Origin of the sequence: Shewanella halotolerans (genome assembly GCF_019457535.1) — a bacterium.
GTDB classification, from domain to species: domain Bacteria; phylum Pseudomonadota; class Gammaproteobacteria; order Enterobacterales; family Shewanellaceae; genus Shewanella; species Shewanella halotolerans.
On the sequence record NZ_CP080417.1, the window covers coordinates 4056961 to 4079455 of the forward strand.

General features: G+C 54.5%; 23 protein-coding genes. 14 read left to right on the forward strand and 9 right to left on the reverse strand.

All coding sequences use genetic code 11. The features are described 5' to 3' along the window. Nucleotides 1-29 precede the first annotated feature (29 nt). The 11 genes from K0H81_RS17555 to hemB all read left to right on the forward strand — a co-directional run bounded on the left by K0H81_RS17555 (nt 30) and on the right by hemB (nt 10424). The gene (locus tag K0H81_RS17555) at nt 30-1073 is read left to right on the forward strand and encodes a formimidoylglutamase (RefSeq protein ID WP_220059167.1); all 1044 of its coding nucleotides are present in this window, start codon (nt 30-32) and stop codon (nt 1071-1073) included. A 213-nt stretch (nt 1074-1286) separates the two neighbouring features. Beyond that, the gene (gene ubiE / locus K0H81_RS17560; protein ID WP_011867169.1) at nt 1287-2042 is read left to right on the forward strand and encodes a bifunctional demethylmenaquinone methyltransferase/2-methoxy-6-polyprenyl-1,4-benzoquinol methylase UbiE; all 756 of its coding nucleotides are present in this window, start codon (nt 1287-1289) and stop codon (nt 2040-2042) included. A gap of 234 nt (nt 2043-2276) precedes the next feature. Further along, entirely contained in the window at nt 2277-2900 is a 624-nt protein-coding gene (locus tag K0H81_RS17565; RefSeq protein ID WP_220043455.1) for a ubiquinone biosynthesis accessory factor UbiJ, read from the forward strand. Beyond that, nucleotides 2897-4546, forward strand: coding sequence for a ubiquinone biosynthesis regulatory protein kinase UbiB (gene ubiB, locus K0H81_RS17570; RefSeq protein ID WP_220059168.1), 1650 nt, complete (start codon nt 2897-2899; stop codon nt 4544-4546). Before K0H81_RS17565 ends, ubiB begins: the two co-directional genes overlap by 4 nt. A 60-nt stretch (nt 4547-4606) precedes the next feature. Further along, nucleotides 4607-4837 carry a Sec-independent protein translocase subunit TatA gene (gene tatA, locus K0H81_RS17575; protein ID WP_011867172.1) on the forward strand — a complete coding sequence of 77 codons (231 nt, stop codon included), beginning with the start codon at nt 4607-4609 and terminating at the stop codon, nt 4835-4837. A 6-nt stretch (nt 4838-4843) separates the two neighbouring features. Continuing rightward, entirely contained in the window at nt 4844-5242 is a 399-nt protein-coding gene (gene tatB, locus K0H81_RS17580; RefSeq protein WP_011867173.1) for a Sec-independent protein translocase protein TatB, read from the forward strand. Nucleotides 5243-5245: 3 nt separating this feature from the next. Further along, nucleotides 5246-6001 (forward strand): twin-arginine translocase subunit TatC, encoded by a 756-nt coding sequence (gene tatC / locus K0H81_RS17585; RefSeq protein ID WP_011867174.1) that lies wholly within the window; start codon nt 5246-5248, stop codon nt 5999-6001. A 111-nt stretch (nt 6002-6112) separates the two neighbouring features. Further along, nucleotides 6113-6652, forward strand: coding sequence for a hypothetical protein (locus K0H81_RS17590; protein WP_220059169.1), 540 nt, complete (start codon nt 6113-6115; stop codon nt 6650-6652). Continuing rightward, the gene (locus K0H81_RS17595) at nt 6652-7461 is read left to right on the forward strand and encodes a TatD family hydrolase (protein ID WP_011867176.1); all 810 of its coding nucleotides are present in this window, start codon (nt 6652-6654) and stop codon (nt 7459-7461) included. The genes K0H81_RS17590 and K0H81_RS17595 overlap by 1 nt, the downstream gene beginning before the upstream one ends. Beyond that, entirely contained in the window at nt 7448-9316 is a 1869-nt protein-coding gene (locus K0H81_RS17600) for a sensor domain-containing diguanylate cyclase (RefSeq protein ID WP_220059170.1), read from the forward strand. Before K0H81_RS17595 ends, K0H81_RS17600 begins: the two co-directional genes overlap by 14 nt. 91 nt (nt 9317-9407) lie before the next feature. Next, nucleotides 9408-10424: a porphobilinogen synthase gene (gene hemB / locus K0H81_RS17605; protein ID WP_011867178.1), complete on the forward strand. Its 1017-nt coding sequence runs from the start codon at nt 9408-9410 to the stop codon at nt 10422-10424. Between the two features lie 78 nt (nt 10425-10502). On the opposite strand, the gene K0H81_RS17610 is transcribed toward hemB, so the two are convergent. From K0H81_RS17610 to K0H81_RS17635, 6 genes are all read right to left on the reverse strand, one after another. Further along, on the reverse strand, nt 10503-11063 hold the full coding sequence (locus K0H81_RS17610) for a hypothetical protein (RefSeq protein WP_144202581.1): 561 nt from the start codon (nt 11061-11063) through the stop codon (nt 10503-10505). Nucleotides 11064-11288: 225 nt separating this feature from the next. After that, nucleotides 11289-12149 carry a 4-hydroxybenzoate octaprenyltransferase gene (gene ubiA, locus K0H81_RS17615; RefSeq protein ID WP_220059171.1) on the reverse strand — a complete coding sequence of 287 codons (861 nt, stop codon included), beginning with the start codon at nt 12147-12149 and terminating at the stop codon, nt 11289-11291. Between the two features lie 116 nt (nt 12150-12265). Beyond that, nucleotides 12266-14446 (reverse strand): DNA helicase II, encoded by a 2181-nt coding sequence (gene uvrD / locus K0H81_RS17620; RefSeq protein ID WP_220059172.1) that lies wholly within the window; start codon nt 14444-14446, stop codon nt 12266-12268. Between the two features lie 159 nt (nt 14447-14605). Continuing rightward, nucleotides 14606-15541, reverse strand: a complete 936-nt coding sequence (locus K0H81_RS17625; RefSeq protein ID WP_144202575.1) for an SPFH domain-containing protein — start codon at nt 15539-15541, stop codon at nt 14606-14608. Next, a complete protein-coding gene (locus K0H81_RS17630; protein WP_144202573.1) occupies nt 15538-16464 on the reverse strand; it encodes an SPFH domain-containing protein in 927 nt (308 codons plus the stop codon). The genes K0H81_RS17625 and K0H81_RS17630 overlap by 4 nt, the downstream gene beginning before the upstream one ends. A gap of 29 nt (nt 16465-16493) precedes the next feature. Continuing rightward, nucleotides 16494-16955, reverse strand: a complete 462-nt coding sequence (locus K0H81_RS17635; RefSeq protein WP_144202571.1) for an NfeD family protein — start codon at nt 16953-16955, stop codon at nt 16494-16496. A 301-nt stretch (nt 16956-17256) separates the two neighbouring features. Between K0H81_RS17635 and K0H81_RS17640 the strand changes: the two genes are divergently transcribed. Continuing rightward, on the forward strand, nt 17257-18009 hold the full coding sequence (locus K0H81_RS17640; protein WP_220060889.1) for an outer membrane protein OmpK: 753 nt from the start codon (nt 17257-17259) through the stop codon (nt 18007-18009). 76 nt (nt 18010-18085) lie between these two features. Here the strand turns inward: K0H81_RS17640 and udp are convergent, their stop codons facing one another. Continuing rightward, on the reverse strand, nt 18086-18844 hold the full coding sequence (gene udp, locus K0H81_RS17645; RefSeq protein ID WP_220059173.1) for a uridine phosphorylase: 759 nt from the start codon (nt 18842-18844) through the stop codon (nt 18086-18088). Between the two features lie 443 nt (nt 18845-19287). Between udp and K0H81_RS17650 the strand changes: the two genes are divergently transcribed. Next, the gene (locus tag K0H81_RS17650; RefSeq protein WP_160793842.1) at nt 19288-19503 is read left to right on the forward strand and encodes an HP1242/YdcH family protein; all 216 of its coding nucleotides are present in this window, start codon (nt 19288-19290) and stop codon (nt 19501-19503) included. A gap of 66 nt (nt 19504-19569) precedes the next feature. Here K0H81_RS17650 and K0H81_RS17655 read toward each other — a convergent pair whose 3' ends face one another. Both K0H81_RS17655 and K0H81_RS17660 read right to left on the reverse strand, forming a co-directional pair. Continuing rightward, complete coding sequence (locus K0H81_RS17655) at nt 19570-20745, reverse strand: type III PLP-dependent enzyme (protein WP_011867188.1); 1176 nt, start codon at nt 20743-20745, stop codon at nt 19570-19572. Nucleotides 20746-20968: 223 nt separating this feature from the next. Then, nucleotides 20969-21424 carry a hypothetical protein gene (locus K0H81_RS17660; RefSeq protein WP_220059174.1) on the reverse strand — a complete coding sequence of 152 codons (456 nt, stop codon included), beginning with the start codon at nt 21422-21424 and terminating at the stop codon, nt 20969-20971. A 231-nt stretch (nt 21425-21655) separates the two neighbouring features. Between K0H81_RS17660 and K0H81_RS17665 the strand changes: the two genes are divergently transcribed. Beyond that, nucleotides 21656-22489 (forward strand): mechanosensitive ion channel family protein, encoded by an 834-nt coding sequence (locus K0H81_RS17665; protein ID WP_220059175.1) that lies wholly within the window; start codon nt 21656-21658, stop codon nt 22487-22489. Nucleotides 22490-22495: the final 6 nt, after the last annotated feature.

The following is a 22495-nucleotide window of genomic DNA, read 5'->3' on the forward strand; positions in this document are numbered from 1 at the left end:
TGCATCAACAACAAAAAACAGAACCCATAATGCAAACCCTAATCCCATTTACCGCCGAGCGTTGCCAGGGCTTTGTCGCCAAGCGCGAGGGCGAAACCAAGATAGGCCAGACAATTCATTGTTATGAAGGCAAGACGCCACTCGGCGAGCAGCTGGCCAATGCCAAGGCCGACGGGGTGCGCTTCGTCATCCTTGGCATAGGCGAAGATATCGGCCCCAGGGCCAACCTGGGACGCGGCGGCGCCGTCGATGGTTTCGAGGCCGCCATGGCGCAGTTTTGCAACTTTCAGTCGAACCAGTTTCTCGACGGCGGCCACTGCCTGGTGCTGGGGCAGATCGCCACAGACGATCTACAACTGCCAGAAGGCAGCAGCGCGCAGGCCCTGAGAGAGAACGTCGACAAGTTAGATGAGCGGGTAATCGAGATAGTCGGCGAGATCATGGCCGCCGGGCTGGAGCCGATTGTGATCGGCGGCGGGCATAACAACGCCTACGGCCTCTTGATGGCCACCAAGCAGGCGACAGGTAAAATGGTAGCGGCGGTTAACTTAGACCCCCACTCAGACTTTCGCCCGCGAGAGGGTCGCCACAGCGGCAATGGTTTCAGCTATGCCGCCGCCAGCGGCGCCTTGGGACACTATCATGTGCTGGGTCTGCACGAGCTGAAAAACAGTCAGCAGACCCTGGAGCAGCTAACGGCCTTCGGCGGCAAGTGGCACACGCTACAGGCTATCTGGGTCAGACGCGAGACAAGCCTGGAGCAGGCGCTCAAGACGATAGTCGAGGACCTCAACGCCAGCGATCTGCCGGTAGCGCTGGAGCTGGATCTCGACGCCATCACTAACATGCCCAGCAGCGCCTCGACCGCGGCGGGGATCCCCCTACTCGACGCCCTCTATTATGTGAATCAGGTGGCCAGCAAGACGCCAGCCGCTTACCTGCATCTGGCCGAGGCGGCGCCAAGCTGTCACGTGGCGGGTGTCGAGGCCGGTCGCCGGGAGACGGGCCAGAGCATCGGCGAGCTGATCTACGCCTATATCCAGGGACGACTGGCACAACATCCCCTGGGGTAAGTCACTCTGCGCATTTGGCATATTGCTAATATTGTGCTGTAATGCGCTCCTCGTTTTTGAAACTCTGGTTGAAACTCTGCGCTATCACGCATTTTTCAATTAATTGTGCACGGATTATTTACATCGATCACAGAGTGATAGACCAATGATTCAGCAAACTGAGTCAATCACTTACACTCGCGGTTAACAGCAGCAATAAACAGGAAGCCAGTAATGTCAGAGGGCAGCTCAAACAGTACCCACTTTGGATATAAGACGGTCGATGCTGAGAAGAAAGCAGACCTAGTGGCCGACGTCTTTCACTCGGTCGCCGCCAAATACGACATCATGAACGATGTCATGTCCTTTGGTATTCACCGTCTGTGGAAGCGTTTTACCATAGAGAGTGCGGGTGCGCGTCCGGGCATGAAGGTACTGGATCTCGCCGGTGGCACAGGCGACCTAACCGCCAAGTTTTCCCATATCGTGGGTAACACAGGTCAGGTGACCCTGGCCGACATCAACGATTCCATGCTGAAAGTGGGCCGCGAAAAGCTGCGTAACCGTGGCGTTGTGGGTAACGTCAACTATGTGCAGGCAAACGCCGAGGCGCTGCCTTTCCCAGACAACCACTTCGATATCATCACCATCGCCTTTGGTCTGCGTAACGTGACCGACAAGGATGCGGCGATCCGCTCTATGCTGCGCGTGCTTAAGCCAGGTGGCAAGCTGCTGATCCTCGAGTTCTCTAAGCCACAGCACGACCTGATGCGTAAGGTCTACGATCTCTACAGCTTCAAGATACTGCCTAAAATGGGCGATATCATCACCCAGGATGCCGGCAGCTATGAGTATCTGGCCGAGTCTATCCGCATGCATCCGGATCAGGAAACCCTTAAAGGAATGATGGTAGATGCCGGATTCGAGCAGGTGGAATACACCAATATGACAGACGGTATCGTCGCCCTGCACAAGGGTTACAAGTTCTAATATTGGTTCGAATACCAATTCTTATACCGAAAGAGGCCCCGCACAATCGGGGCCTTTTTGTTGTCGCCTATTTGTTGTCGCCTACTTTGGCCGCCTCGCCTCAATCTCACTGAATAAATGACATTTTTACCTAGCCCTTTTGTCGCCAGTTTAGTGTAGAATAGCGTCACCTTTGCGCCGTCATCAGTTGATGATGAGCCCAGCAGCCAATGATTCTCAGGTCTTAGGTAACGCATGAAACGTGAAATTGCATTGCTGATCTGTGCGGCCCTCGAAACCGCACTCAAAAAAGTGACTCAGCAGTCTCCCGGCGCCTACGCCAAACTCCACAACCTGCAGGGGCGAGTACTCTGCCTCGAACTCAGCCAACTGGGCTGGCCCATCTACCTACTCTTTGCCAAAGAGATTCAGGTCTTTAGCCAGTATGATGGCGAGGTGACCACCAAGGTGTATGCCGATCTGACCACCCTCTATAAGCTCACCGAAGGCGCCAACCTTACCGAGCTGATCAAGCAAGACAAGCTGACTCTGGAAGGGGATCTCAACCTGCTACAGAGCTTTAGCCACTTCATGCAGCAGGTGGAGTTCGACTTTGCCGAACCTCTGTCGCGTTACATAGGCGATGCGCCGACTCACCTGCTCACCGAGGGCGCCAAGCAGCTGAAACAACAGCTGAGTCAGGTACTGAGCAAGAGCTGGGATCATATGGGCCAGCTGGCCACAGAAGAATATCGCCTGAGCCCCCACAAGATAGAACTTGTGCATTTTAGTGATAGAATCGAGCAACTTGAGGCAGATACCAACGCCTTAAGCCAACGGATTGAGCGACTCATAAACAAGGCAAACAGCAACAGATGACAATCAAAAGCATGCGGCGCGCATACCAAGTCGTAAAGACGGTGCTTCAATATGGTCTGGATGATCTTATCCCCGCTAAGCTCAAACCCTGGTATTTCAGGCTGCTACGCTGGAGTTTCTTCTGGTTAACCAACCAACATAAAGACAAGGTGGGCGGCGAGCGTCTCAAGCTGGCGATGCAGGAGCTGGGCCCCGTCTACATCAAATTCGGCCAGATGCTGTCGACTCGCCGGGATCTGCTCAGCGATGAGTGGGCCGAAGAGCTCGCCATGTTGCAAGACAGGGTGCCCCCCTTCGATTCCGCCATCGCCCGCGCCCAGATAGAGGCCGAACTCGGCGCCCCCATAGAGACCTATTTCGATAACTTCGACGACACGCCACTGGCCTCGGCGTCCATCTCCCAGGTACATACCGCCACCCTCAAGTCTAACGGCGAAGAGGTGGTGCTCAAGGTGCTCAGACCCAATGTGGAAGAGAAGGTCCACGCCGACCTGCTGCTGATGACCCAGAGTGCCCAGGTACTGGAAACCCTGCTTGGCCACGGCAACCGCCTGCGCCCCGCCGAGGTGGTAGAGGATTATCGCACCACCATTGAAGGTGAACTGAACCTCAAGCTCGAGGCCCTCAACGCCATCAAACTCAGAAACAACTTCATCGACTCGGGCGCCCTCTACATCCCTAAGATGTATGAAGAATTTTGCTTTACCCGCCTGATCGTCATGGAGCGCATCTATGGCGTGCCCGTGTCAGACAGGGCGGCACTGGAAGCCCAGGGCACTAACCTCAAGCTGTTGGCCGAACGCGGCGTCGAGCTCTTCTTCACCCAAGTATTTCGCGACAACTTCTTCCATGCCGACATGCATCCCGGCAACATCTTTGTCAGTACCGAGCATCCGGAGGATCCCTTCTACATAGGGCTGGACTGCGGCATCATGGGCACGTTAACAGAGCAGGATAAGCGCTACCTGGCGGAGAACTTCCTCGCCTTCTTCAACCGCGACTATACCCGTATCGCCCAGCTCTATATCGAGTCGGGCTGGGTGGCGGCCGACACAGATCTAGTCGCCTTCGAGCAGGCGATCAAGGTGGTGTGCGAGCCCATGTTTAACAAGCCTTTAGATGAGATCTCCTTCGGCCATGTGCTGCTGGAGCTGTTTCGCACCGCGCGCCGTTTCGACATGGTGGTGCAGCCGCAATTGGTGCTGCTGGAGAAGACCCTGCTCTATATCGAAGGCCTGGGACGTCAGCTCTATCCTCAGCTGGATCTCTGGCAGACGGCCAAGCCTTTCCTGGAAAGCTGGATGGCCGAGCAGATGGGTCCTCTAGGCATGGCGAAGAAGATCAAGAAGCAGTTCCCCTATTGGACAGATAAGCTGCCGGAGCTGCCTGGACTGGTCTATGACAACCTGAAAATGGGTAAAAACTTCGTCAATAGCCAGAATCAGCTGCTTGATCGCTACCTGAAGCAGCAACAAAAAGCCCATAAAAGCAACTACCTTTTAATCACATCAGCAGTTTTAGTGATCTGTGGCAGTATTTTGTTTTCTCAAAACGCTACACTATGGGCCTCTTATGCTTGTATCGGCATCGGCGCAACCTTGTGGTTACTCGGATGGCGATCTAGACCAAAGAATCGCAAATTTTAGCTAGCACTAAATAACCAAAGGGTCATAATAGGACCAGTATTACATCAAGAGGAAAGTTACATGGGTGGCATCAGTATTTGGCAACTTCTTATCATTGCTTTAATCGTTGTTTTGCTTTTCGGAACTAAGAAATTGCGCTCTCTAGGTGGTGACCTCGGCGGTGCTGTTAAAGGCTTCAAGAATGCTATGTCTTCTGAAGATGAGAAGAAGGCTATCGAAGACACCAGCGCAGAAAAAACAGCTCAGACTGAAGAGAAAAAGACTGAGTCCAAGGATAAAGAACAGGCGTAACTCCTTATGTTCGACGGTATCGGCTTTATGGAGCTGCTGTTGATTGGTGTTTTGGGGCTGGTCGTACTCGGCCCCGAAAGACTACCGGTCGCAGTGCGCTCAATTACAGGCTGGATTCGTGCCATGAAGCGCATGGCTAACTCGGTAAAAGACGAGCTGGAGCAAGAGCTTAAAATTGAGCAGCTGCACGCAGATCTTAAGAAGGCGGAAAGCCAGGGGCTAAAGAACCTCTCTCCCGAGTTACAGGATTCAATCGATCAATTAAAAGAAGCAGCCCAATCTGTTAATCGTCCCTATAAGGTAGAAGATATTGCCACTGGCAGCGAACCCGCCAGCAGCGAGGCGAAACCTGCAGAGACCACGACAGCCAAGGCCAGCAATTCAACCGAAAAATCTGACGGGTAGTTCATGTCGCAACAGCAGCCGTTAATCAGCCACTTGCTTGAGTTACGCAACAAGTTGCTCAAAGCCATTGGCAGTGTCCTCCTGGTCTTTATCTGCTTAGTCTACTGGGCAAACGATATCTATCACTACATGGCCACGCCGCTTATGCAGGCGCTACCCGAGTCCAGTAGTATGATTGCGACCGATGTGGCCGCGCCCTTCTTTGCTCCCTTTAAACTGACGCTGATCCTAGCGTTTTTTATCGCCATTCCCTATGTCTTGTACCAGATCTGGTCCTTTATCGCGCCAGGCCTCTACAAGCATGAGAAGCGTCTGATGGTGCCGCTACTGGCCAGCAGCACCATACTCTTCTACCTGGGTATCGCCTTCACCTACTACATAGTATTTCCCGTGGTGTTTGGCTTCTTCACCAGCGTGGCCCCCGAAGGGGTGCAGGTGGCGACCGATATCAGCAGCTACCTGAGCTTTGTGCTTAAGCTGTTCTTCGCCTTCGGTCTGGCGTTCGAGATCCCGATCGCTGTGATCTTGCTCTGTTGGGCGGGGGTTACTACGGTTGAAGATCTCAGGGCGAAACGTCCTTATATTATTGTCGGCGCCTTCGTGGTCGGCATGCTGTTAACGCCGCCAGATATCATCTCACAAACCATGTTGGCCGTGCCTATGCTGATATTGTTTGAGGGGGGATTGATTGCCGCGCGTTTCTACAGTAAAAAGGACTCTGACGAAGACGAGCTCTCCGAGCAAGACAACGCTGAGTAATAAAACAGAATCTTGCTGCAAGCTATCCGGCAACGGATAGCTTGTTGTTATTTATTACCCCATCATCAGCCTGTCTCGCCGCGAGCCCTCCATAATAAAAAGGAACTCTATATGCGCTTAAGTTTTGCGGCACCGACCAGCTGGATAGCACTCTCCACTCTTCTTTTCTCACTCAACGCCTCTGCCGGTATCGAGCAGCAACTCAGCCAATGTGCGGCAAAACAGGACAAGCTAGACAGACTGATCTGTTACGACAACCTGGCAGCCAAGGTAGGCAATAAGTCTCAAACCAGCAGCCATATGGCGCCCGTCTCTAAACCCGCTCCTGCAGCACAACCTAAGCCAGCACCACAGGCAGCAGCCGTAGTTGCCAGCACACCCGCTTCGGCAGAAGCCAGTTTCGGTAAGGTCTACAAGGAAGATAAAGCCGACGTCGAAAAGATTGTCATGACGGTCAAGTCGGTGAAGAAGAATCCCCGTGGCATCCTGACCATCAGCTTCGACAATGGCCAGGTCTGGAAACAGAATGACACCAATCGCTTCAAGGTTAAGGCGGGTGAAACCGTATTTATCGAGAAGGGCGCCCTAGGCTCTTTCCTGTTGGGTAAAGATGACACTAACGCCACCATCAGGGTCAAGCGCATCGACTAATGCCCAGCTACATAGACATAGCTGTCAACCTGGTTGGCAGCCCGTTAGAACAAGAATGTGACACGCTAATCAGTGATGCGGCGGCCCATGGGGTTTCGCCGCTCATTGTTATTGGCTCCAGCCTAGACGAGAGTCAGCAGGCGATCGCCTGCATCGCCCGTTATCCAAACGCCCTCTACACCACGGCGGGCGTGCACCCGCACCATGCCAGCGAGTGGGACGCCACTAGCCGTGATCGACTCATACAGCTGGCTAGGCAGCCAGGCGTTGTGGCCATCGGCGAATGTGGCCTGGACTATAACCGTGATTTCTCGCCCCGACCGAAACAGCGCGAGGCCTTCGAGGCCCAGCTGGCCCTGGCCGTCGAGCTGGAGATGCCTGTGCTGATGCATGAGCGCGATGCCCATGAGGACTTTGCCGCCATACTGCAGCGCTATCGCCCGCATCTGAAGGGTGCTCTACTGCACTGCTTTACCGGCAACCGCGCCAGCCTGGAGCGCTACATAGAGTTAGATTTGCACTTAGGGATCACCGGCTGGGTGTGCGACGAGCGCCGTGGCCAAGAGCTGGCCGAGTTGGTGGTCGACATTCCCGCCGAGCGCATCATGATAGAAACCGACAGTCCCTATCTGCTGCCTCGCAGCATGCGACCCAAGCCGAAATCGAGCAAGAACAAGCCGCAATACCTGCCCTACATCAGCCGGGTCATCGCCCAGCTCAGGGGCGAAACTGAGGAGGCCTTTGCCCGTCAGGCCTATCACAACAGCTGCGCCTTCTTCGGCCTAGAAGCGGACTATGAGCCCCTTTAAGCTGTTGTTACTGCTTATCACCCTGAGCTTCCCCGGCTTTAGCCAAGGGGAGTCGCTGCTGGCGGTCAATAAAAACCAGTCTATCGAGCTCGCCTCCTGGCTCTATTATGTGCAAGATGATTCGCTGACCAGCCTGGAGCAGGTCAGCAAGCTAAGCTCCAGCCACTGGCAACGACTGACCCCGGAATTTAACCAGCACCTGGGGGTAGAGCCTTTCTGGGTCAAGATAAGCCTCTACAACGCCACTGATACCCAGATGCGGCGATATCTCAAGCTGGGCAACCCGCACCTGAATAGGGTCAGCCTGTACCACCTACAGAGAGGTAAGCCGACAGTTCACCTGGAGATGGGCGACAGCTATCCGTTCAGCCAACGGCCCATCATCAACAACGATTTCCTCTATCGTTTCGAACTGGCGCCCGAGGTAGTGCACAGCTTCTATATTCGGGTCGATACCGAGGGCAGTGCCAACCTGCCCATCTCCCTGCTGTCGCCGGACCATATCGTCAAGGCCACGGAGACACAGTCCCTCTATCAGGGATTCCAGCTGGGCGCCCTGATGGCGATTGGCCTGTTTAGCCTGTTTATCGCACTCACCTCGCGCTCCTACAGTTACAGCTATTACTCTGGCTATGTGTTGTCGGTGACCCTCTTGGTGGCCAGCCTTCACGGCCTGTCGTTCCGTTATCTCTGGCCCAACTGGCCCGTGTTGCAGGCGGTGATGATCCCCATACTGATCCCGATCGCCCTCACCTTCGTGCTGATGTTTTCCGAGAAGGTGCTGCAGCTCAAGTACCACAACCTCAAGATGTTGAGGCTCTGTCGTTACAGCGCCGCTACCGGGCTGTTTCTCACCTTGGTCACGCCGTTTTTAAGCTACTCTGTGGCCCTCAAGGTCAACATAGTCGCCGTGCTGATCACCACCAGCATGCTGATGCTGATCGCCCTGCTGCTGAGCCTGCGAGGCCACAAGCTGGCCAGGCTCTACACCCTGGCCTGGTCTGGGATGCTAATAGGCTCCTTCGTTACCGCCATGATGTATCTGGGGGTCATCTACCTGCCTATCATGCATCAGACACCGATAATGGTCGGCCTGAGCTTCGAAATCGTCTTCATGGCGGCGGTATTGGCGATTCGCTACAACGACGAGCGTAAGGCCAAGCTCAAGATCCAGCAGGAAGCCTTGCTGCAGGCCCAGCGGATCCGTCAGGCCCGGGAGGAGGCGCTGCAGATCGAGGCCGACAGCAACGAACGCCTGGAGCAGATGGTGCAGGAGCGCACGTTAGAGCTCGAGATCGCACTTCGAGAATTAAATGAGGCCAACCAGAAACTTACCGAACAAAACACGGTCGATAGTCTCACAGGCGTGAAAAACCGCGCCGCCTTCGAGAAACGCCTACAGGCCGAAGGCCGCCTGAGTCGTCGTCAGCAGACGCCGCTGGCGATCCTCATGATAGATATCGACCGCTTCAAGGCGATCAACGACACCTATGGCCACCTGGCCGGGGATCAGGCGCTCAAGACCATAGCCCAGGCGCTAAAGGAAAAATTAAGACGCCCAAGTGATCTGGTATCACGTTTCGGTGGTGAAGAGTTTGCTATGATACTGCCGAATACCTCCTGTGACGGGGCGCTACAGGTGGCGGAGCTGATGCGCAGCACCGTCTGTGAGTTGCCACTGGCATGGGGAGAGCAGGCTATTCCGCTCACCATCAGTATAGGGATCTGCGCCGAAGTGATCGTCGATGATCAGCACACTCAGCTGCTGGTCGACCAGGCAGACAAGGCACTCTATCGTGCCAAGCATGAGGGCCGAAATCGCGTATGCGTCTATTCGCCCGAACTCGAAGAATAAAGTAACCGACTTAGTGGCTATGCCCCATCCACGGATGAGCTGTGAAGTGTGTAGCCCAATAAAGCAAACAACCCTAAATTAGGAGTCGAATGTGAACATCATTACCAGTGCTTTCCCTCAGCGCAGAATGCGCCGCATGCGTAAACACGACTTTAGTCGCCGTCTGATGGCCGAAAACCAGCTGTCGGTAAACGACTTGATCTACCCTATGTTCGTGCTCGAAGGTAATAACCGCACAGAGCAGGTCGCTTCAATGCCTGGCATCGAGCGCTACTCAATCGATCTATTGCTCAAGGAAGCGGAAGAACTCGTTAAGCTGGGGATCCCTCTGGTGGCCCTGTTCCCTGTGACCCCAGCCGAGAAGAAGACCCTGATGGCCGAAGAGGCCTACAACGCCGACGCACTGGCGCAGCGCGCGGTTCGCGCCCTGAAAGAAGCCTTCCCACAACTTGGGGTGATGACAGACGTGGCGCTGGATCCCTTCACCACCCATGGTCAAGACGGCATCATTGACGAAGATGGCTATATCCTGAACGACATCACCACTGAGATCTTGGTGAAGCAGGCCCTGTCTCACGCCGAGGCCGGTGCCGATATCGTGGCGCCATCGGACATGATGGACGGCCGTATCGGCGCGATTCGTCAGGCGCTGGAAGCAGCGGGTCACGTGAATACCCAGATCATGGCGTATTCGGCCAAGTACTCCTCTAACTACTATGGTCCCTTCCGCGATGCGGTCGGCTCTGCCGGCAACCTCAAGGGCGGTAACAAGCACAGCTACCAGATGGATCCGGCCAACAGCGACGAAGCGCTGCACGAGGTCGCCCTGGACATTCAGGAAGGCGCCGACATGGTGATGGTTAAGCCTGGCATGCCATACCTGGATATCGTTAACCGCGTCAAGACAGAGCTGGCCGTACCGACCTTCGCCTATCAGGTGAGCGGTGAGTATGCCATGCACATGGCGGCCATCGAGAATGGCTGGTTGGCCGAGAAGGCGATCGTGATGGAGTCACTGCTGTGCTTCAAGCGCGCCGGTGCCGATGGCATCCTGACCTACTTCGCCAAGCGCGCCGCGCAGTGGCTGAAAGAAGCCGATAACAAGTAAGGTTATCTTTTTAAACAAAAAGCCAGTGACGCGAGTCGCTGGCTTTTTTGTCTCTATGCGCGAATTGAATGATGACAGTTAACGGCTGGCGGCCAGCGCCATACCTTCATCGTCAAACAGCTGCTCCACCTTAACGATACAGGGCGCCTTGAGAGTATAGCGATTGCTGCGATAGGTGTAGTGATACTCGCTCCAGTAGATGGAGAGCCGCAGGTGGGCGTCGGGGTGAAACTGATTCTGAGTATACAGGGCGCGGTAGCAGCGGGCACTGGGGAGATAGCCTGAGTGATACAGCTTAATGGCACGCTCATCCAGGCTGATCTCGCGGTAATCTATGCCATGTTTGGCCACGTTAGAAAACTGATAGTCGCCGTAGTGAAAGTTGCCCTCGACCACCTCAAGCTTGGCGCCTCTTACCAGCAGGTCGCTGAGCTGACTCACCTGAAGACGGCTCTGCGCGCAAAGGGTTACTAGGCCGCCACTGACTATCAACACCAGGGCCCAGCGCCAGAGTCCCAGGGGCCACCAATGTCCAATCAGCAGACTCAGTAGCAAGATCCCCAGGCCGACACCCAGCAAGACCAGCTCATAGAGCTGCCACTCACCCACCTCAAACACCAGATTCGAATATGACATCATCCCTTGCCTCACCTCAACGCTGCGCCCATTGAGCTTTCCTGTAGCCTGAGCTATTGCGTTAAGTAAGTGTAGAAGGCAATAGCCTTCTTGGCTCGTCAGACAAGATGCTATAGGGAGGTGATGTCAGTTTGGTGAATGGGCTAACTTGCAGGAGGCAGGCATTAAAAAAGCCATGGCGCCGCTACTATAAGCAGTGTCATGGCTTTGTTTTTCATCCTAATGGTATTAGATGAGGTAATCGGCGCCCAGGGTCACGAAGAGCACCATGCCGGCCCAGTTGTTATTTAAGAAGGCTTGCAGGCAGGGGGCGCGCTCACGGTCGAAGATCAACTTCTGCTGGTAGAGGCCGAAGCCGATGAAGGTGAGGATCCCCAGGGCGAAGACCAGGCCGCGATCGGCGCTGAGCCCCGCCATTATGAAACAGCCCAGGGCGGCCAGCTGAAACAGGCCGATGATCTGCCGGTCGAAGCGGCCAAAGAGGATCGCCGTCGACTTGATGCCCACCTTAAGATCATCGTCTCTGTCCACCATGGCATACATGGTGTCATAGGCCACAGTCCAGCACCAGTTGGCGGCAAACAGCCACCAGGCTTCTATCGGCACTGTGCCTAGCTGCGCCGCATAGGCCATGGGAATCGACCAGCTCCACACCACGCCGAGGAACATCTGCGGCATGTTGGTGAAACGTTTGGTAAAGGGGTAGATGATGGTCAATATGATGCCGACGAAGGAGAGTTGTACCACCAGCGGGTTGAGCATCAGCACCAGGGCGAAGGCCAGCAGGCCCATCACCACGAACAGGATAAGCGCCTCTTTGACCGTTACCTCGCCACTGGCCAGGGGGCGGCTCTTGGTGCGCTCCACATGGGAGTCTAACTTGCGGTCGGCATAGTCGTTGATGATGCAGCCACAGGCGCGCATCACCACTACACCGATAACGAAGATAATCAACACCTTAAGATCCGGCATGCCGCCGGCCGCCAGCATCAGCGCCATCAAACATGGCCACAGCAGCAGGAAGGTACCTATGGGTCTATCCATCCGCGCCAGACGCAAATAGGCGTCCAATTTATCCCTTAAGCTCATTTTCTAGGCTCTCCTAACGACTGCTTTGGCCTTTGATTTTTGTGGGCAAGCTCATCAATATCCTTTGGCATTATGACTGACACCCTAAGAGTTTCAAGCGCTTTGTCAACGCAGCCCTACAAGGTCTCGAGACGGGCATAGGCGACCACCAGCCACTTGCTGCCCACGTCGAGAAAATCCACCTGGACTCTGGCCTGGGCGCCGCTGCCCTCGAAGTTAGTCACCTTGCCTTCGCCAAACTTGGGATGATTCACCCGCTGGCCGATATTGAAGCCGGAATCGTTGAAGGCTGAACCGTTAAAGGCGGGCTGGGCCTGACCGAATCTGTTGCTGCTCGCCGGCGCCGACACGCTGGTTCGCATGCGGATCTCCTGCACATAGTCGCCAGGGATCTCCTTGATGAAACGTGACGGACGGGCATAGTTTTCCCGGCCATAGATACGGCGCGACTCGGCATAGGTGATATAGAGCTGCTTCATGGCGCGGGTCATACCCACGTAGCAGAGACGGCGCTCCTCATCCAACCTGTCGCCCTCATCCATCGCCATCTGACTGGGGAAGATCCCCTCCTCGACGCCCGCCATGAACACCATGGGGAACTCAAGCCCCTTGGCCGAGTGCAGCGTCATCAGCTGCACCGCATCGGTGAAGGCATCGGCCTGGCCCTCGCCCGCCTCGAGCGCCGCATGAGACAGAAAGGCGTTTAGCTCGCCCATGTCTTCGAGATCTTCCGGCATCACGAAGGTGCGCGCCGCGGTGACCAGCTCCTCTAAGTTTTCCACCCTGGCGCGGGCCTTCTCGCCCTTCTCCGCCTCATACATGGTCTTGAGGCCGGAGGCCTGAATTACGTGGTCGGTCATGCGGTGCAGCGACTGCTCCGCCGTCTCCTGCTGCAAGGTGACGATAAGATCCATGAAGCCACGTACCGCGTTTGCTGCGCGGCCAGAGAGCACCTTCTCATCGAGCAGGCGCAGACAGGTCTGCCACAGTGTCAGCTCCTGCTGGCGCGCCGTGCTACGCAGGATCTCCAGGGTACGGTCGCCTATGCCACGGGTCGGCGTGTTGATGATACGCTCGAAGGCGGCATCGTCATTTTTATTACTGATCAGGCGCAGATACCCCATGGCATCCTTGATCTCCTGACGCTCGAAGAAGCGCAGGCCGCCATAGATGCGATAGGCCATTCCCTTGTGCAGCAAGGCCTCTTCCAACACCCGCGACTGGGCGTTGGAGCGATACAAGATGGCACAGTCACTGAGGTTACCGCCCATATCCTGCCAGTCTGTGATGCGACCCACGATAAAGCGGGCCTCATCCATCTCATTGAAGGCGCAATAGAGGCCGATCTTCTCGCCGTCCTTGTCCTCGGTCCACAGCTTCTTGCCCAGTCGATCCGGGTTATTGGCGATCAGCTCGTTGGAGGCGTTAAGAATGTTGCCGCTGGAGCGATAGTTCTGCTCCAGGCGTATGGTCTGGGCCGCCGGGAAGTCCTGCAGGAAGCGGTGCAAGTTCTCCACCTGGGCGCCGCGCCAGCCATAGATAGACTGGTCGTCGTCGCCGACGATCATCACGTTGGCCGTGCTGCCGGCCAGCACGCGGATCCAGGCATACTGGATGGCGTTGGTGTCCTGAAACTCATCCACCAGGATGTTCTTAAAGCGCTCCTGATAGTGCTCCAGAATATGGGGCTTGTTGAGCCATAGCTCGTGGGCCCTTAGCAAGATCTCGGCAAAATCCACCAGGCCGGCGCGATCACATGACTCCTGATACACCTGATAGATCTTCAACAGGTTCTGCTCAATGGGGAAGCCACCGGCATCGATATGCTTAGGCCTCAGCCCCTGATCTTTCTTGCCATTGATATAGCCCTGGGCCTGACGGGGCGGATACTGCTTCTCGTCCAGGTTGAGGCTCTTAAGGATCCGCTTGATCAGCCTGAGCTGGTCGTCTGAGTCGAGGATCTGGAAACTCTGGGGCAAGTTGGCGTCTTGATAGTGAGTGCGCAGCAGGCGATGTGCCAGGCCATGGAAGGTACCGATCCACATGCGGCCCATGTTGCTACCGCTCACCTTCTCCACACGCTCACGCATCTCGGCCGCGGCCTTGTTGGTAAAGGTCACCGCCAGAATAGAATAGGGACTCTGCTGCTCTACCTGCATCAGCCAGGCAATGCGGTGGGTCAGTACCCGGGTCTTACCACTGCCCGCGCCCGCCAACACCAGCATGCTAGATTGTGGTGCGCCGACGGCCTCGCGCTGTTTGTCGTTTAAGCCGTCGAGTAAAGAAGATACGTCCATTCTTGCCTCCAAAAAATCAGGCGGCAAGTATAACAGGAGGCGTTGCGCGATCCTACCGTCGACCACATCGCCATAGGTCATCCACACCTAACCCAAGGCAATAAAAAAGCCCAGGCAAGGGCCTGGGCTTTTGGGGTTCGTTAGGGCGCCAAGTGAGGATTAGTCCTTGCTCTCTTCCAGCCCTATGCTGTCCATCCAGTGATCGAAGTCCATCATATTACCCGGCAGCACTATCTTATTGGCGCTGTTGGTCAGGCCATCGAACTGCTTAAGGTACTGGGCACCAAGCTGCATGCGCACCACGTTCTTTCCGCCTGGCGCCGACACCACCTGGGCCATGCGCTCGATAGACTCGGCAGTCGCCTTGGCGATGGTGAGGATCTCCTCGGCCTTACCCTCAGCCTCGTTGATCCGCTTCTGCATCTCACCCTCTGAGCGGTTGATCATCTCCGCCTTGACCCCTTCGGAGCGATTGATCTTGCTCTGCTTGTCACCCTCGCTCTTGGCCAGCAGGGCGCGACGTTCACGCTCGGCGTTCACCTGCATCTCCATGGCGTTCTTCACCGTCTCGGGTGGTGCTATGTTTTTGATCTCATATCTGTGTACCCGGATCCCCCAGGTGGCCCCGGCCTGATCCAGCACCTCTACCACCTTGGCGCTGATCACGTCACGCTCCTCGAAGGTGCGGTCGAGATCCAAAGTACCAATCACAGAGCGAGTGGTGGTCTGCGCCAGTTGAATGGCCGCGTAACGATAGTCGGTCACCCCATAGCTGGCCTTCACAGGATCCACCACAGAGATATAGATAACCCCATCTACCTCGACGTTCACCTCATCGCTGGAGAAACACTCCTGAGGCGGCACATCGATGGTTTCCTCTTTCAGGTCATGCACATAGGCCACCTTGTCGATGAAAGGCACCAGGGCATGGAAACCGGCATCCAAGGTGGTGTGATACTTACCCAGACGCTCGACGATATAGGCCGACTTGGTAGGTACCAGGCGAATCGACTGAAACAGCTTGATGATGAAGATGGCAAAGATCAGTCCCCAAATGCCCAGTACGATTAAATCTGTGTTGATATCTGCGATCATGCGCGACCTCCTTTTACCTGACCCACACTCTGAGTCACCTGCTCCATGCCCTCAAAGAATCCTTCCAACTTGGCCATCTCGGCCGGCACCACTGAAATATCGGCTTCGTTGAGTATCTTACCCAACTGGGTGATGAACTGCTCCTTGAGCTGCATGTTCATCGCCTCATTACCGCCCTCCAGCGCCAAGGCCTCTGAAACCATGGTCATGGCTTCCGCCTTGGCGCGGGCGACGATGGCGATCTCCTGGGCCGTCCCCTTGGCCTCGTTGATCCGTTTCTGCTTCTCACCTTCCGACAGGTTAATTGCCTCCTGGCGCTCCCCCTCGGAGAGGTTGATCATCGCCGCCTTCTCGGCATTGGCCAAAGTGATCTCGGCGCGCTTGCTACGCTCGGCCTCCATCTGCTTCTCCAGGGTGTGGATCACCTTGTGAGACGGGGTAATGTTCTTGATCTCGTACCTGAGCACCTTGATTCCCCAAGGATCAGACGCCTTATCGATCTCACGCACGATAGACTCGTTGAGGCTGTCTCGCTCGGAGAAGGTCTCGCTCAGACTCAGCTTACCTATCTCGGAGCGCATTGTGGTCTGTGCCAGGTTCACCGCGGCGCGGCGATAGTCTTCGATACCATAGCTGGCCAGCTTGCCATCCATCACCTTGAGGTAGACCAGGCCGTCGACCTCCAACTGAGTGTTATCCTTCGAGATACAGCTCTGTGGCGGCACATCCAGCACCTGCTCGCGGGTGTCGTGGCGATAGGCTACGCGGTCGAAGAAGGGAATTAAAAAGTGAAAACCTGGCTGCAACACCACCCTAAACTTACCCAGACGCTCGATAACGTGTACCTCGCGCATAGGAACGATCAGCAATAAGTTATAAAGAATAAAGAAAACGAAGAGTATAAAAATGGTAAATTCGAACATAGATTCCATCCTGTAAAGTAACAGCCAGGCTATGCCTGCTCTGTCAAAGGTTCAACGACCAGGGCAATATTCTCGCGGCAGATCACTCTGACGCGCGCGCCGATGGGGATCTCGCTGCCATCACCCAGTGCTGGCCATTCGCTTCCCTGAAACTCGACGCGTCCCTGCTGCTGTGCCGGGCCGATCACCGCCTTGACGACGGCAACTTGGTTATAAAGGTCAAACTCCTCATCGGTATTATCCACATGGGAATCACCACCCACCAAGCGCTGTGTCACCTGACGAAAAGCCAGCAACAAGACGATAGCGGCGATGAACCAGAGCGTCAGGGCCTGCACAAAGCCTTCGACCCAACCTAGGGTCAATGCGCCCGCCACCACCAAACAGGCGGCGCCCAGGAAAATAACGATACCGCCAGGCAGAATGATCTCGGCTAACATCAAGACTAAACCGACGGCAATCCAGATAAAGATAGGATTAGAAAACTCCATATTTCCCCCCTGAAATGAGAGTATCCCTGCCAAGACTATATCAGCTCTTTTCTCGCAATGCGACATATTATGTCATGATACAAATGTGACACAGGCAACAAACATTTAATTTACCTAGGTAAAAGACATTGTTTTGGAATTGGGCACAATGGCGAAATCCCGTATACTTGCGGCGCATAAATAATAGGGCGTGAAAACAAACCGAAAAGACACCTTGAGAGTGCCGCGATTGTTTTCAAATCAGCCCCAAATAGCGGCGTCAAAAGCTGCCCCAAAAAATAATGATAAAGGTAAAAAGATGATGAACAGGAAATGGCTTCTCCTCGCGCTAGTCGCCGCCCAGCCCGCGCTGGCCGATGATATGATTCAATGGTGGGATTTCAGTGCCACCGCCCTCTATGGCGACAAGTATGATCTGGCGCCCTCGGAGCGACAAACCACTATTACCCTAGAAACCGCCGGCGGCTGGAAGTATGGCGACTGGTTCGCCTTCCAGGACTTCATCTACTTCAATGGCAATAACGGCGGCAAAGACAGAACCACCTATGGAGAGATCTCGCCCCGCTTCAGCGCCAGCAAGATCTTAGGCAAGCCTGTGGGCGTAGGCGCCATCACAGACGTGTCACTGGCACTCACCTACGAAGAGGGCGAAGGCCCGGTGAAGAGCTTCCTCTATGGTGTGGGTCTCGACTTCAAGATCCCTTATTTCAGCTACTTCCAGCTAAACACCTATCGCCGCGATGCCATCAGCACCGGCAACCTGAGCGATGGCTGGCAGCTGACCCCAGTCTTTCGTATGGACTTCCCGGTAGGCCACTCGAACATCGTCTTCGACGGCTTTATCGACTGGGTATTCTCGGCCGACAACACTGGCTATGAAGAGAACTTCCACTTCAACCCTCAGGTTAAGTATGACCTGGGGGCGGCCATCTTCGGCGCCCACAAGAAAGATAAGCTGTTCGTCGGTATCGAATACGATTACTGGAAGAACAAGTATGGTGTTAAGGGCATAGATCAGAACACCTACTCGGTGATCGCCAAGTATCACTTCTAAGTTTTTGAGTACGCTTTGCTCATAAAAAAGGCGCCATCAGGCGCCTTTTTTAATCTCGCGAGTTAAGCAGCTAGGCTTAAGCCAGCAGTTTCTTCGCCGCCGCTACCACGATAGACACGGCACTGGTTTCGGTCTGCTTCATGGTCGCCTCATCAGGGATCTCCTGCTGAGTACGGTTAACGATCACACCGGCCACACAAGCCGCGCGCCAACCTTGAGTCGCACACATGGTAAACAGAGTCGATGACTCCATCTCATAGTTGAGTACGCCCATGTCCTGCCACTCTTTCATCGAACCGGCAAAACGACGAGTCACACGACCCGTCACGGTATCGTAACGCTCTTGACCTGGGTAGAAAGTATCTGACGAAGCTGTGATACCGATATGAGGCTCAAGACCCGCTTCACGGCTCGCCGCCACCATGGCGGTTGTACATTCGAAGTTCGCCACGGCTGGGAACTCCATAGGTGCAAAGTGCAGACTCGCACCGTCTAGACGCACTGACGCCTGAGTCACGATCACATCACCCACGTTAACCTGTGGCTGAATAGCGCCTGTGGTGCCGACGCGCAAGAAGGTGTCGATACCCAGCTGAGCCAGCTCTTCCACGGCGATAGAGGTCGATGGACCACCGATACCGGTAGAGCAGACCACCAGCGGCTTACCATCGATATAGGCAAGGTAGCTGGTGTATTCGCGGTGACTGGCCAGGAATGTTGGATTGTCCATCAACTCGGCAATACGTTTCACACGCTCTGGGTCGCCCGGAACGATAGCAAGTGTTGCACCATCTAACATCTCTTTCGTCAGGCCTAAATGAAATACATCTGACATTGTGAAAACCCCTTTCAATTTTGATTATAAAATTCTTATAAAATGGACTTTAACCTAGTATGAAAGCCATTAAGGTTAACCTGATCACACTTTCCCCGCCAGTAGTTAGATAATTTGTTGTAATGAATTTACCAAAGCATTTTCGCTAGCAGCACTGAAAATATAGCAAGTCCCACCTAGGCTGCCAGCCACCCGGGAAAATTTATCACTTGCCCAGAGCCGTCGCCGAAAACCTGGTTTTACCCCCAAATAAGAATGATAAAATAAGCTTGTATGACAACAGGTTAAATCAGCTGTAGTAAAGCCACGAAAACGAAATCCCAGGCGGTGAAGTCGATCACAAAACCAGCAAACAGATCGCGCTAGGCTGAAACCATAGCAAAGGGAAATTAACCACTTTTGCTATGACCTCTCACCCATTTTGACCAAGAAGGACGGCCAATATGTTTCCAGAATACAGAGACCTGATCAGCGAACTAAAATCAAAAGACGCGCATTTTCTTAAGATGTTTAACAAACACAACGAACTCGACGACGAGATTAAAGAGCTAGAGCAACATGCGGCCAGCGATTTCACCCCAGAGGTCAAGGTACTCAAACAGCAGAAACTGCATATCAAAGAGGAACTGCATCAGATCCTCAAGTCCCACGACAAATAGTGCGGACATCAGACATTAAAAAGGGCGCCTAGGCGCCCTTTTCTTATCTCTTAGAAATTCTATCTACTACAGATAGTAATCCTTCAGCGGCGGGAAGCCGTTGAAGCAGACCGCCGAGTAGGTGGTGGTATAGGCGCCGGCCGTTAGCCAGTACATGCGATCGCCTATAGCCAGATCCAGCGGCAGGCCGTAGCTGTAGTGCTCATACATGATGTCGGCACTGTCACAGGTCGGGCCGGCGATCACGCAGCGATCCAACTCACCCTGACGCTCGGTATAGATGGGGAATTTGATCGCCTCATCCATGGTCTCGATCAGGCCAGAGAACTTACCCACGTCGGTAAATACCCAGCGCTCCAATGCCGTCTGCGACTTCTTGCTGATCAGCACCACCTCAGACACCAGCACGCCGGCATTAGAAAGTAGCGAACGGCCAGGCTCAAGGATGATCTGCGGCAGCTGATCGCCAAAGTCCTCCTTGAGAAAGTGGGTGATCTGCTCGGCGTAGGTGCCCAGCTCGTTAGTCTTGTCCAGATAGTTCGCCGGGAAACCGCCACCCAGGTTGATCATCTTCAGCTCTATGCCATGCTCTTCACGCAGACGCTCGAAGATACTCTTCACCTTGGCGATGGCTGAGTCCCAGGCGCCTATGTCGCGCTGCTGTGAGCCCACATGAAATGAGATGCCATAGGGTTCCAGCCCCAGCGTCTTGGCCAGCACCAGCAGCTCGAAGGCCATCTCATTCTGGCAGCCGAACTTACGCGACAGGGGCCAGTCAGCCGTGTGGGTGCCTTCGGTTAGGATGCGCACATAGACGCGAGAACCGGGGGCTTCCTCGGCAATCATACGCAGATCGGCTTCGGAATCAGAGGCGTACATGCGCACGCCACGCTCATAGAAGGCGCGCACATCTTTACGCTTCTTGATGGTATTGCCATAGCTGACCCTGTCAGGCGTCACGCCGATGTCGCTCACCATATCCAGCTCATAGATAGAGGCGATATCGAAATTAGCGCCGCGGTCACGCAGCAGGGTCAATACCTCCTTGGCCGGGTTAGCCTTGACGGCATAGTAGATACTGGCATAAGGAAAGTTATGCACCATGTCATCATATTGTTTTGCAATGATTTTAGTGTCAATCACCACGAAAGGTGTCGGTTTATCCTGAGCAAACGCCTTGATACGCTCAAAGGTAGCTTGGTCATAATACTCATTAACATCAATCGCTTGAAATTGGCTCATCTCGCCAGTATCTCCGTAGCAGAATAAAAATAATTTAGCGTGATTCGGTTAAAAATCGCTGCGAAGTAAACGCTATTTTTTCGTTGAGATCAACGAATTTTTATGCTTAATAAATAAATTTTTATTCCAAAACGGATAACCTGATTTTCATCGGTGCAAAATCCAAGCTAAGTTATTAATTTTTAAATTAAATTATGCTAACCATCGGTTAGCACTTTTCGCGCTATTTCACCGCCTCGAGCAGGGCCTTGGCGGAATCGACGCTCACTACCTTGATCACCTTGAGCCCATCCAGGGTGATCACTGTCGCCGTCTCCTTGTCACCAGGCAGCAGATGGGTCGCCTCGCCCTCCTGATCCAGGCCGATGGCGAAGTTGAGATCTTGCATCTTGGGGATGGCCACGAACTTGGCGATAAGCGATGGCATACCGCTGATGTCTGCCACATAACGCCAGTTCCCCGGCATGGGGCCCTCTAGGGACTCAAGTGCCTCCTGAATGATCTCGCCCCCCTTCATGCCGCGGCTAAAGAGTAAAACCTGGGTATTGCTGTTGAGCTCCCACACGGCTTGGTGTTGATCCGCCAGGGTGATTGCCTCGATACGATCGCCTGTGGTCAGGCTGCTGGCTAGGCTGGCGGCCGAAAACAGCACGCCCACAGCCAAGAATAGCGCTTTCATAATGCCTCTTTTACTAAGGATTAGGTTACTTAGGGGTGAACTAGACTATATCTTATACTGGCCGCCATGCCCTCGGATGCGTGCCAATTGCTTGATATGCTTCACGCTAATGAGTGTCATGGGACATAAATGAGATATTGGTTATCAAGCCATTGAATATTAAGTAACATACCCAGGTTGGATTCTATGCCCGCGCGATAGTGGTTCGCGGCAAATTTTAGGACGAATGTGATGAACGAAAATGGTCTGGAGCAGGAGCTGGCGCAACTGCAAAATGTCTACAACCTGTTGACCGAGTTTCTGGTGAAGTACAGCTTCCAGCTGGTCGGCGCCCTACTGATCTTCCTGTTGGGCCTCTGGGTCGCCAACAAGATCTCCAACCTGGTGGCCAAGCAGTTTGAGAAGCATGAGATAGACATCACCCTGAGCAACTTCGTCTCCAATCTGGTGCGCATTCTCATCATAGTCATGGTAGGGGTTATCGCCCTGGGCAAGCTCGGGATCAGCATCACGCCTATGGTCGCGGCTATCGGTGCGGCCTCTCTGGGCGCCGGCCTGGCGCTACAGGGGATGCTCTCTAACTACGCGGCGGGCGTCACCATAATCGTTACCCGCCCCTTCGTGGTGGGCAACACCATAGAGATCCAAGGGGTCAGCGGCGTGGTCAAGAGTATCCACCTGGGACTGACCCTGCTCACCAACGAGGAAGGCGAGGTGATCAGCATCCCCAACAAACATATCGTCGGCGAGATCCTGCACAACTCCTTCAGCGACAAGCTGGTCGAGATACGCTTCAACATCAGCTACGCCAGCGATGCCAACCAGGTGCTGGCCATCGCCCAACAGGTGCTGGATGCCAACGAAGAGGTAAATCAGGAGCGTGCCCCTCAGATAGGGATCAACGGCTTCAACAGTATTGGCTTAGAGATAGGCCTGCGTTACTGGGTGCCCACCAATCGCTACTATCAGAATAAATACCAGGTCAACCTTGAGCTGATCAACGCGCTGCGCCAGGCCGACATAGAGATCCCTTGCCCGGTACGCGAAATTCATATCGAGCGCTAGCACCAA

Bases quoted from the DNA above. Each gene is read 5' to 3' on its own strand.
- K0H81_RS17555 (WP_220059167.1), top strand. From the start codon at position 30: ATGCAAACCCTAATCCCATTTACCGCCGAGCGTTGCCAGGGCTTTGTC.
- ubiE (WP_011867169.1), top strand. From the start codon at position 1,287: ATGTCAGAGGGCAGCTCAAACAGTACCCACTTTGGATATAAGACGGTC.
- K0H81_RS17565 (WP_220043455.1), top strand. From the start codon at position 2,277: ATGAAACGTGAAATTGCATTGCTGATCTGTGCGGCCCTCGAAACCGCA.
- ubiB (WP_220059168.1), top strand. From the start codon at position 2,897: ATGACAATCAAAAGCATGCGGCGCGCATACCAAGTCGTAAAGACGGTG.
- tatA (WP_011867172.1), top strand. From the start codon at position 4,607: ATGGGTGGCATCAGTATTTGGCAACTTCTTATCATTGCTTTAATCGTT.
- tatB (WP_011867173.1), top strand. From the start codon at position 4,844: ATGTTCGACGGTATCGGCTTTATGGAGCTGCTGTTGATTGGTGTTTTG.
- tatC (WP_011867174.1), top strand. From the start codon at position 5,246: ATGTCGCAACAGCAGCCGTTAATCAGCCACTTGCTTGAGTTACGCAAC.
- K0H81_RS17590 (WP_220059169.1), top strand. From the start codon at position 6,113: ATGCGCTTAAGTTTTGCGGCACCGACCAGCTGGATAGCACTCTCCACT.
- K0H81_RS17595 (WP_011867176.1), top strand. From the start codon at position 6,652: ATGCCCAGCTACATAGACATAGCTGTCAACCTGGTTGGCAGCCCGTTA.
- K0H81_RS17600 (WP_220059170.1), top strand. From the start codon at position 7,448: ATGAGCCCCTTTAAGCTGTTGTTACTGCTTATCACCCTGAGCTTCCCC.
- K0H81_RS17610 (WP_144202581.1), bottom strand. From the start codon at position 11,063: ATGATGTCATATTCGAATCTGGTGTTTGAGGTGGGTGAGTGGCAGCTC.
- ubiA (WP_220059171.1), bottom strand. From the start codon at position 12,149: ATGAGCTTAAGGGATAAATTGGACGCCTATTTGCGTCTGGCGCGGATG.
- uvrD (WP_220059172.1), bottom strand. From the start codon at position 14,446: ATGGACGTATCTTCTTTACTCGACGGCTTAAACGACAAACAGCGCGAG.
- K0H81_RS17625 (WP_144202575.1), bottom strand. From the start codon at position 15,541: ATGATCGCAGATATCAACACAGATTTAATCGTACTGGGCATTTGGGGA.
- K0H81_RS17630 (WP_144202573.1), bottom strand. From the start codon at position 16,464: ATGTTCGAATTTACCATTTTTATACTCTTCGTTTTCTTTATTCTTTAT.
- K0H81_RS17635 (WP_144202571.1), bottom strand. From the start codon at position 16,955: ATGGAGTTTTCTAATCCTATCTTTATCTGGATTGCCGTCGGTTTAGTC.
- K0H81_RS17640 (WP_220060889.1), top strand. From the start codon at position 17,257: ATGAACAGGAAATGGCTTCTCCTCGCGCTAGTCGCCGCCCAGCCCGCG.
- udp (WP_220059173.1), bottom strand. From the start codon at position 18,844: ATGTCAGATGTATTTCATTTAGGCCTGACGAAAGAGATGTTAGATGGT.
- K0H81_RS17650 (WP_160793842.1), top strand. From the start codon at position 19,288: ATGTTTCCAGAATACAGAGACCTGATCAGCGAACTAAAATCAAAAGAC.
- K0H81_RS17655 (WP_011867188.1), bottom strand. From the start codon at position 20,745: ATGAGCCAATTTCAAGCGATTGATGTTAATGAGTATTATGACCAAGCT.
- K0H81_RS17660 (WP_220059174.1), bottom strand. From the start codon at position 21,424: ATGAAAGCGCTATTCTTGGCTGTGGGCGTGCTGTTTTCGGCCGCCAGC.
- K0H81_RS17665 (WP_220059175.1), top strand. From the start codon at position 21,656: ATGAACGAAAATGGTCTGGAGCAGGAGCTGGCGCAACTGCAAAATGTC.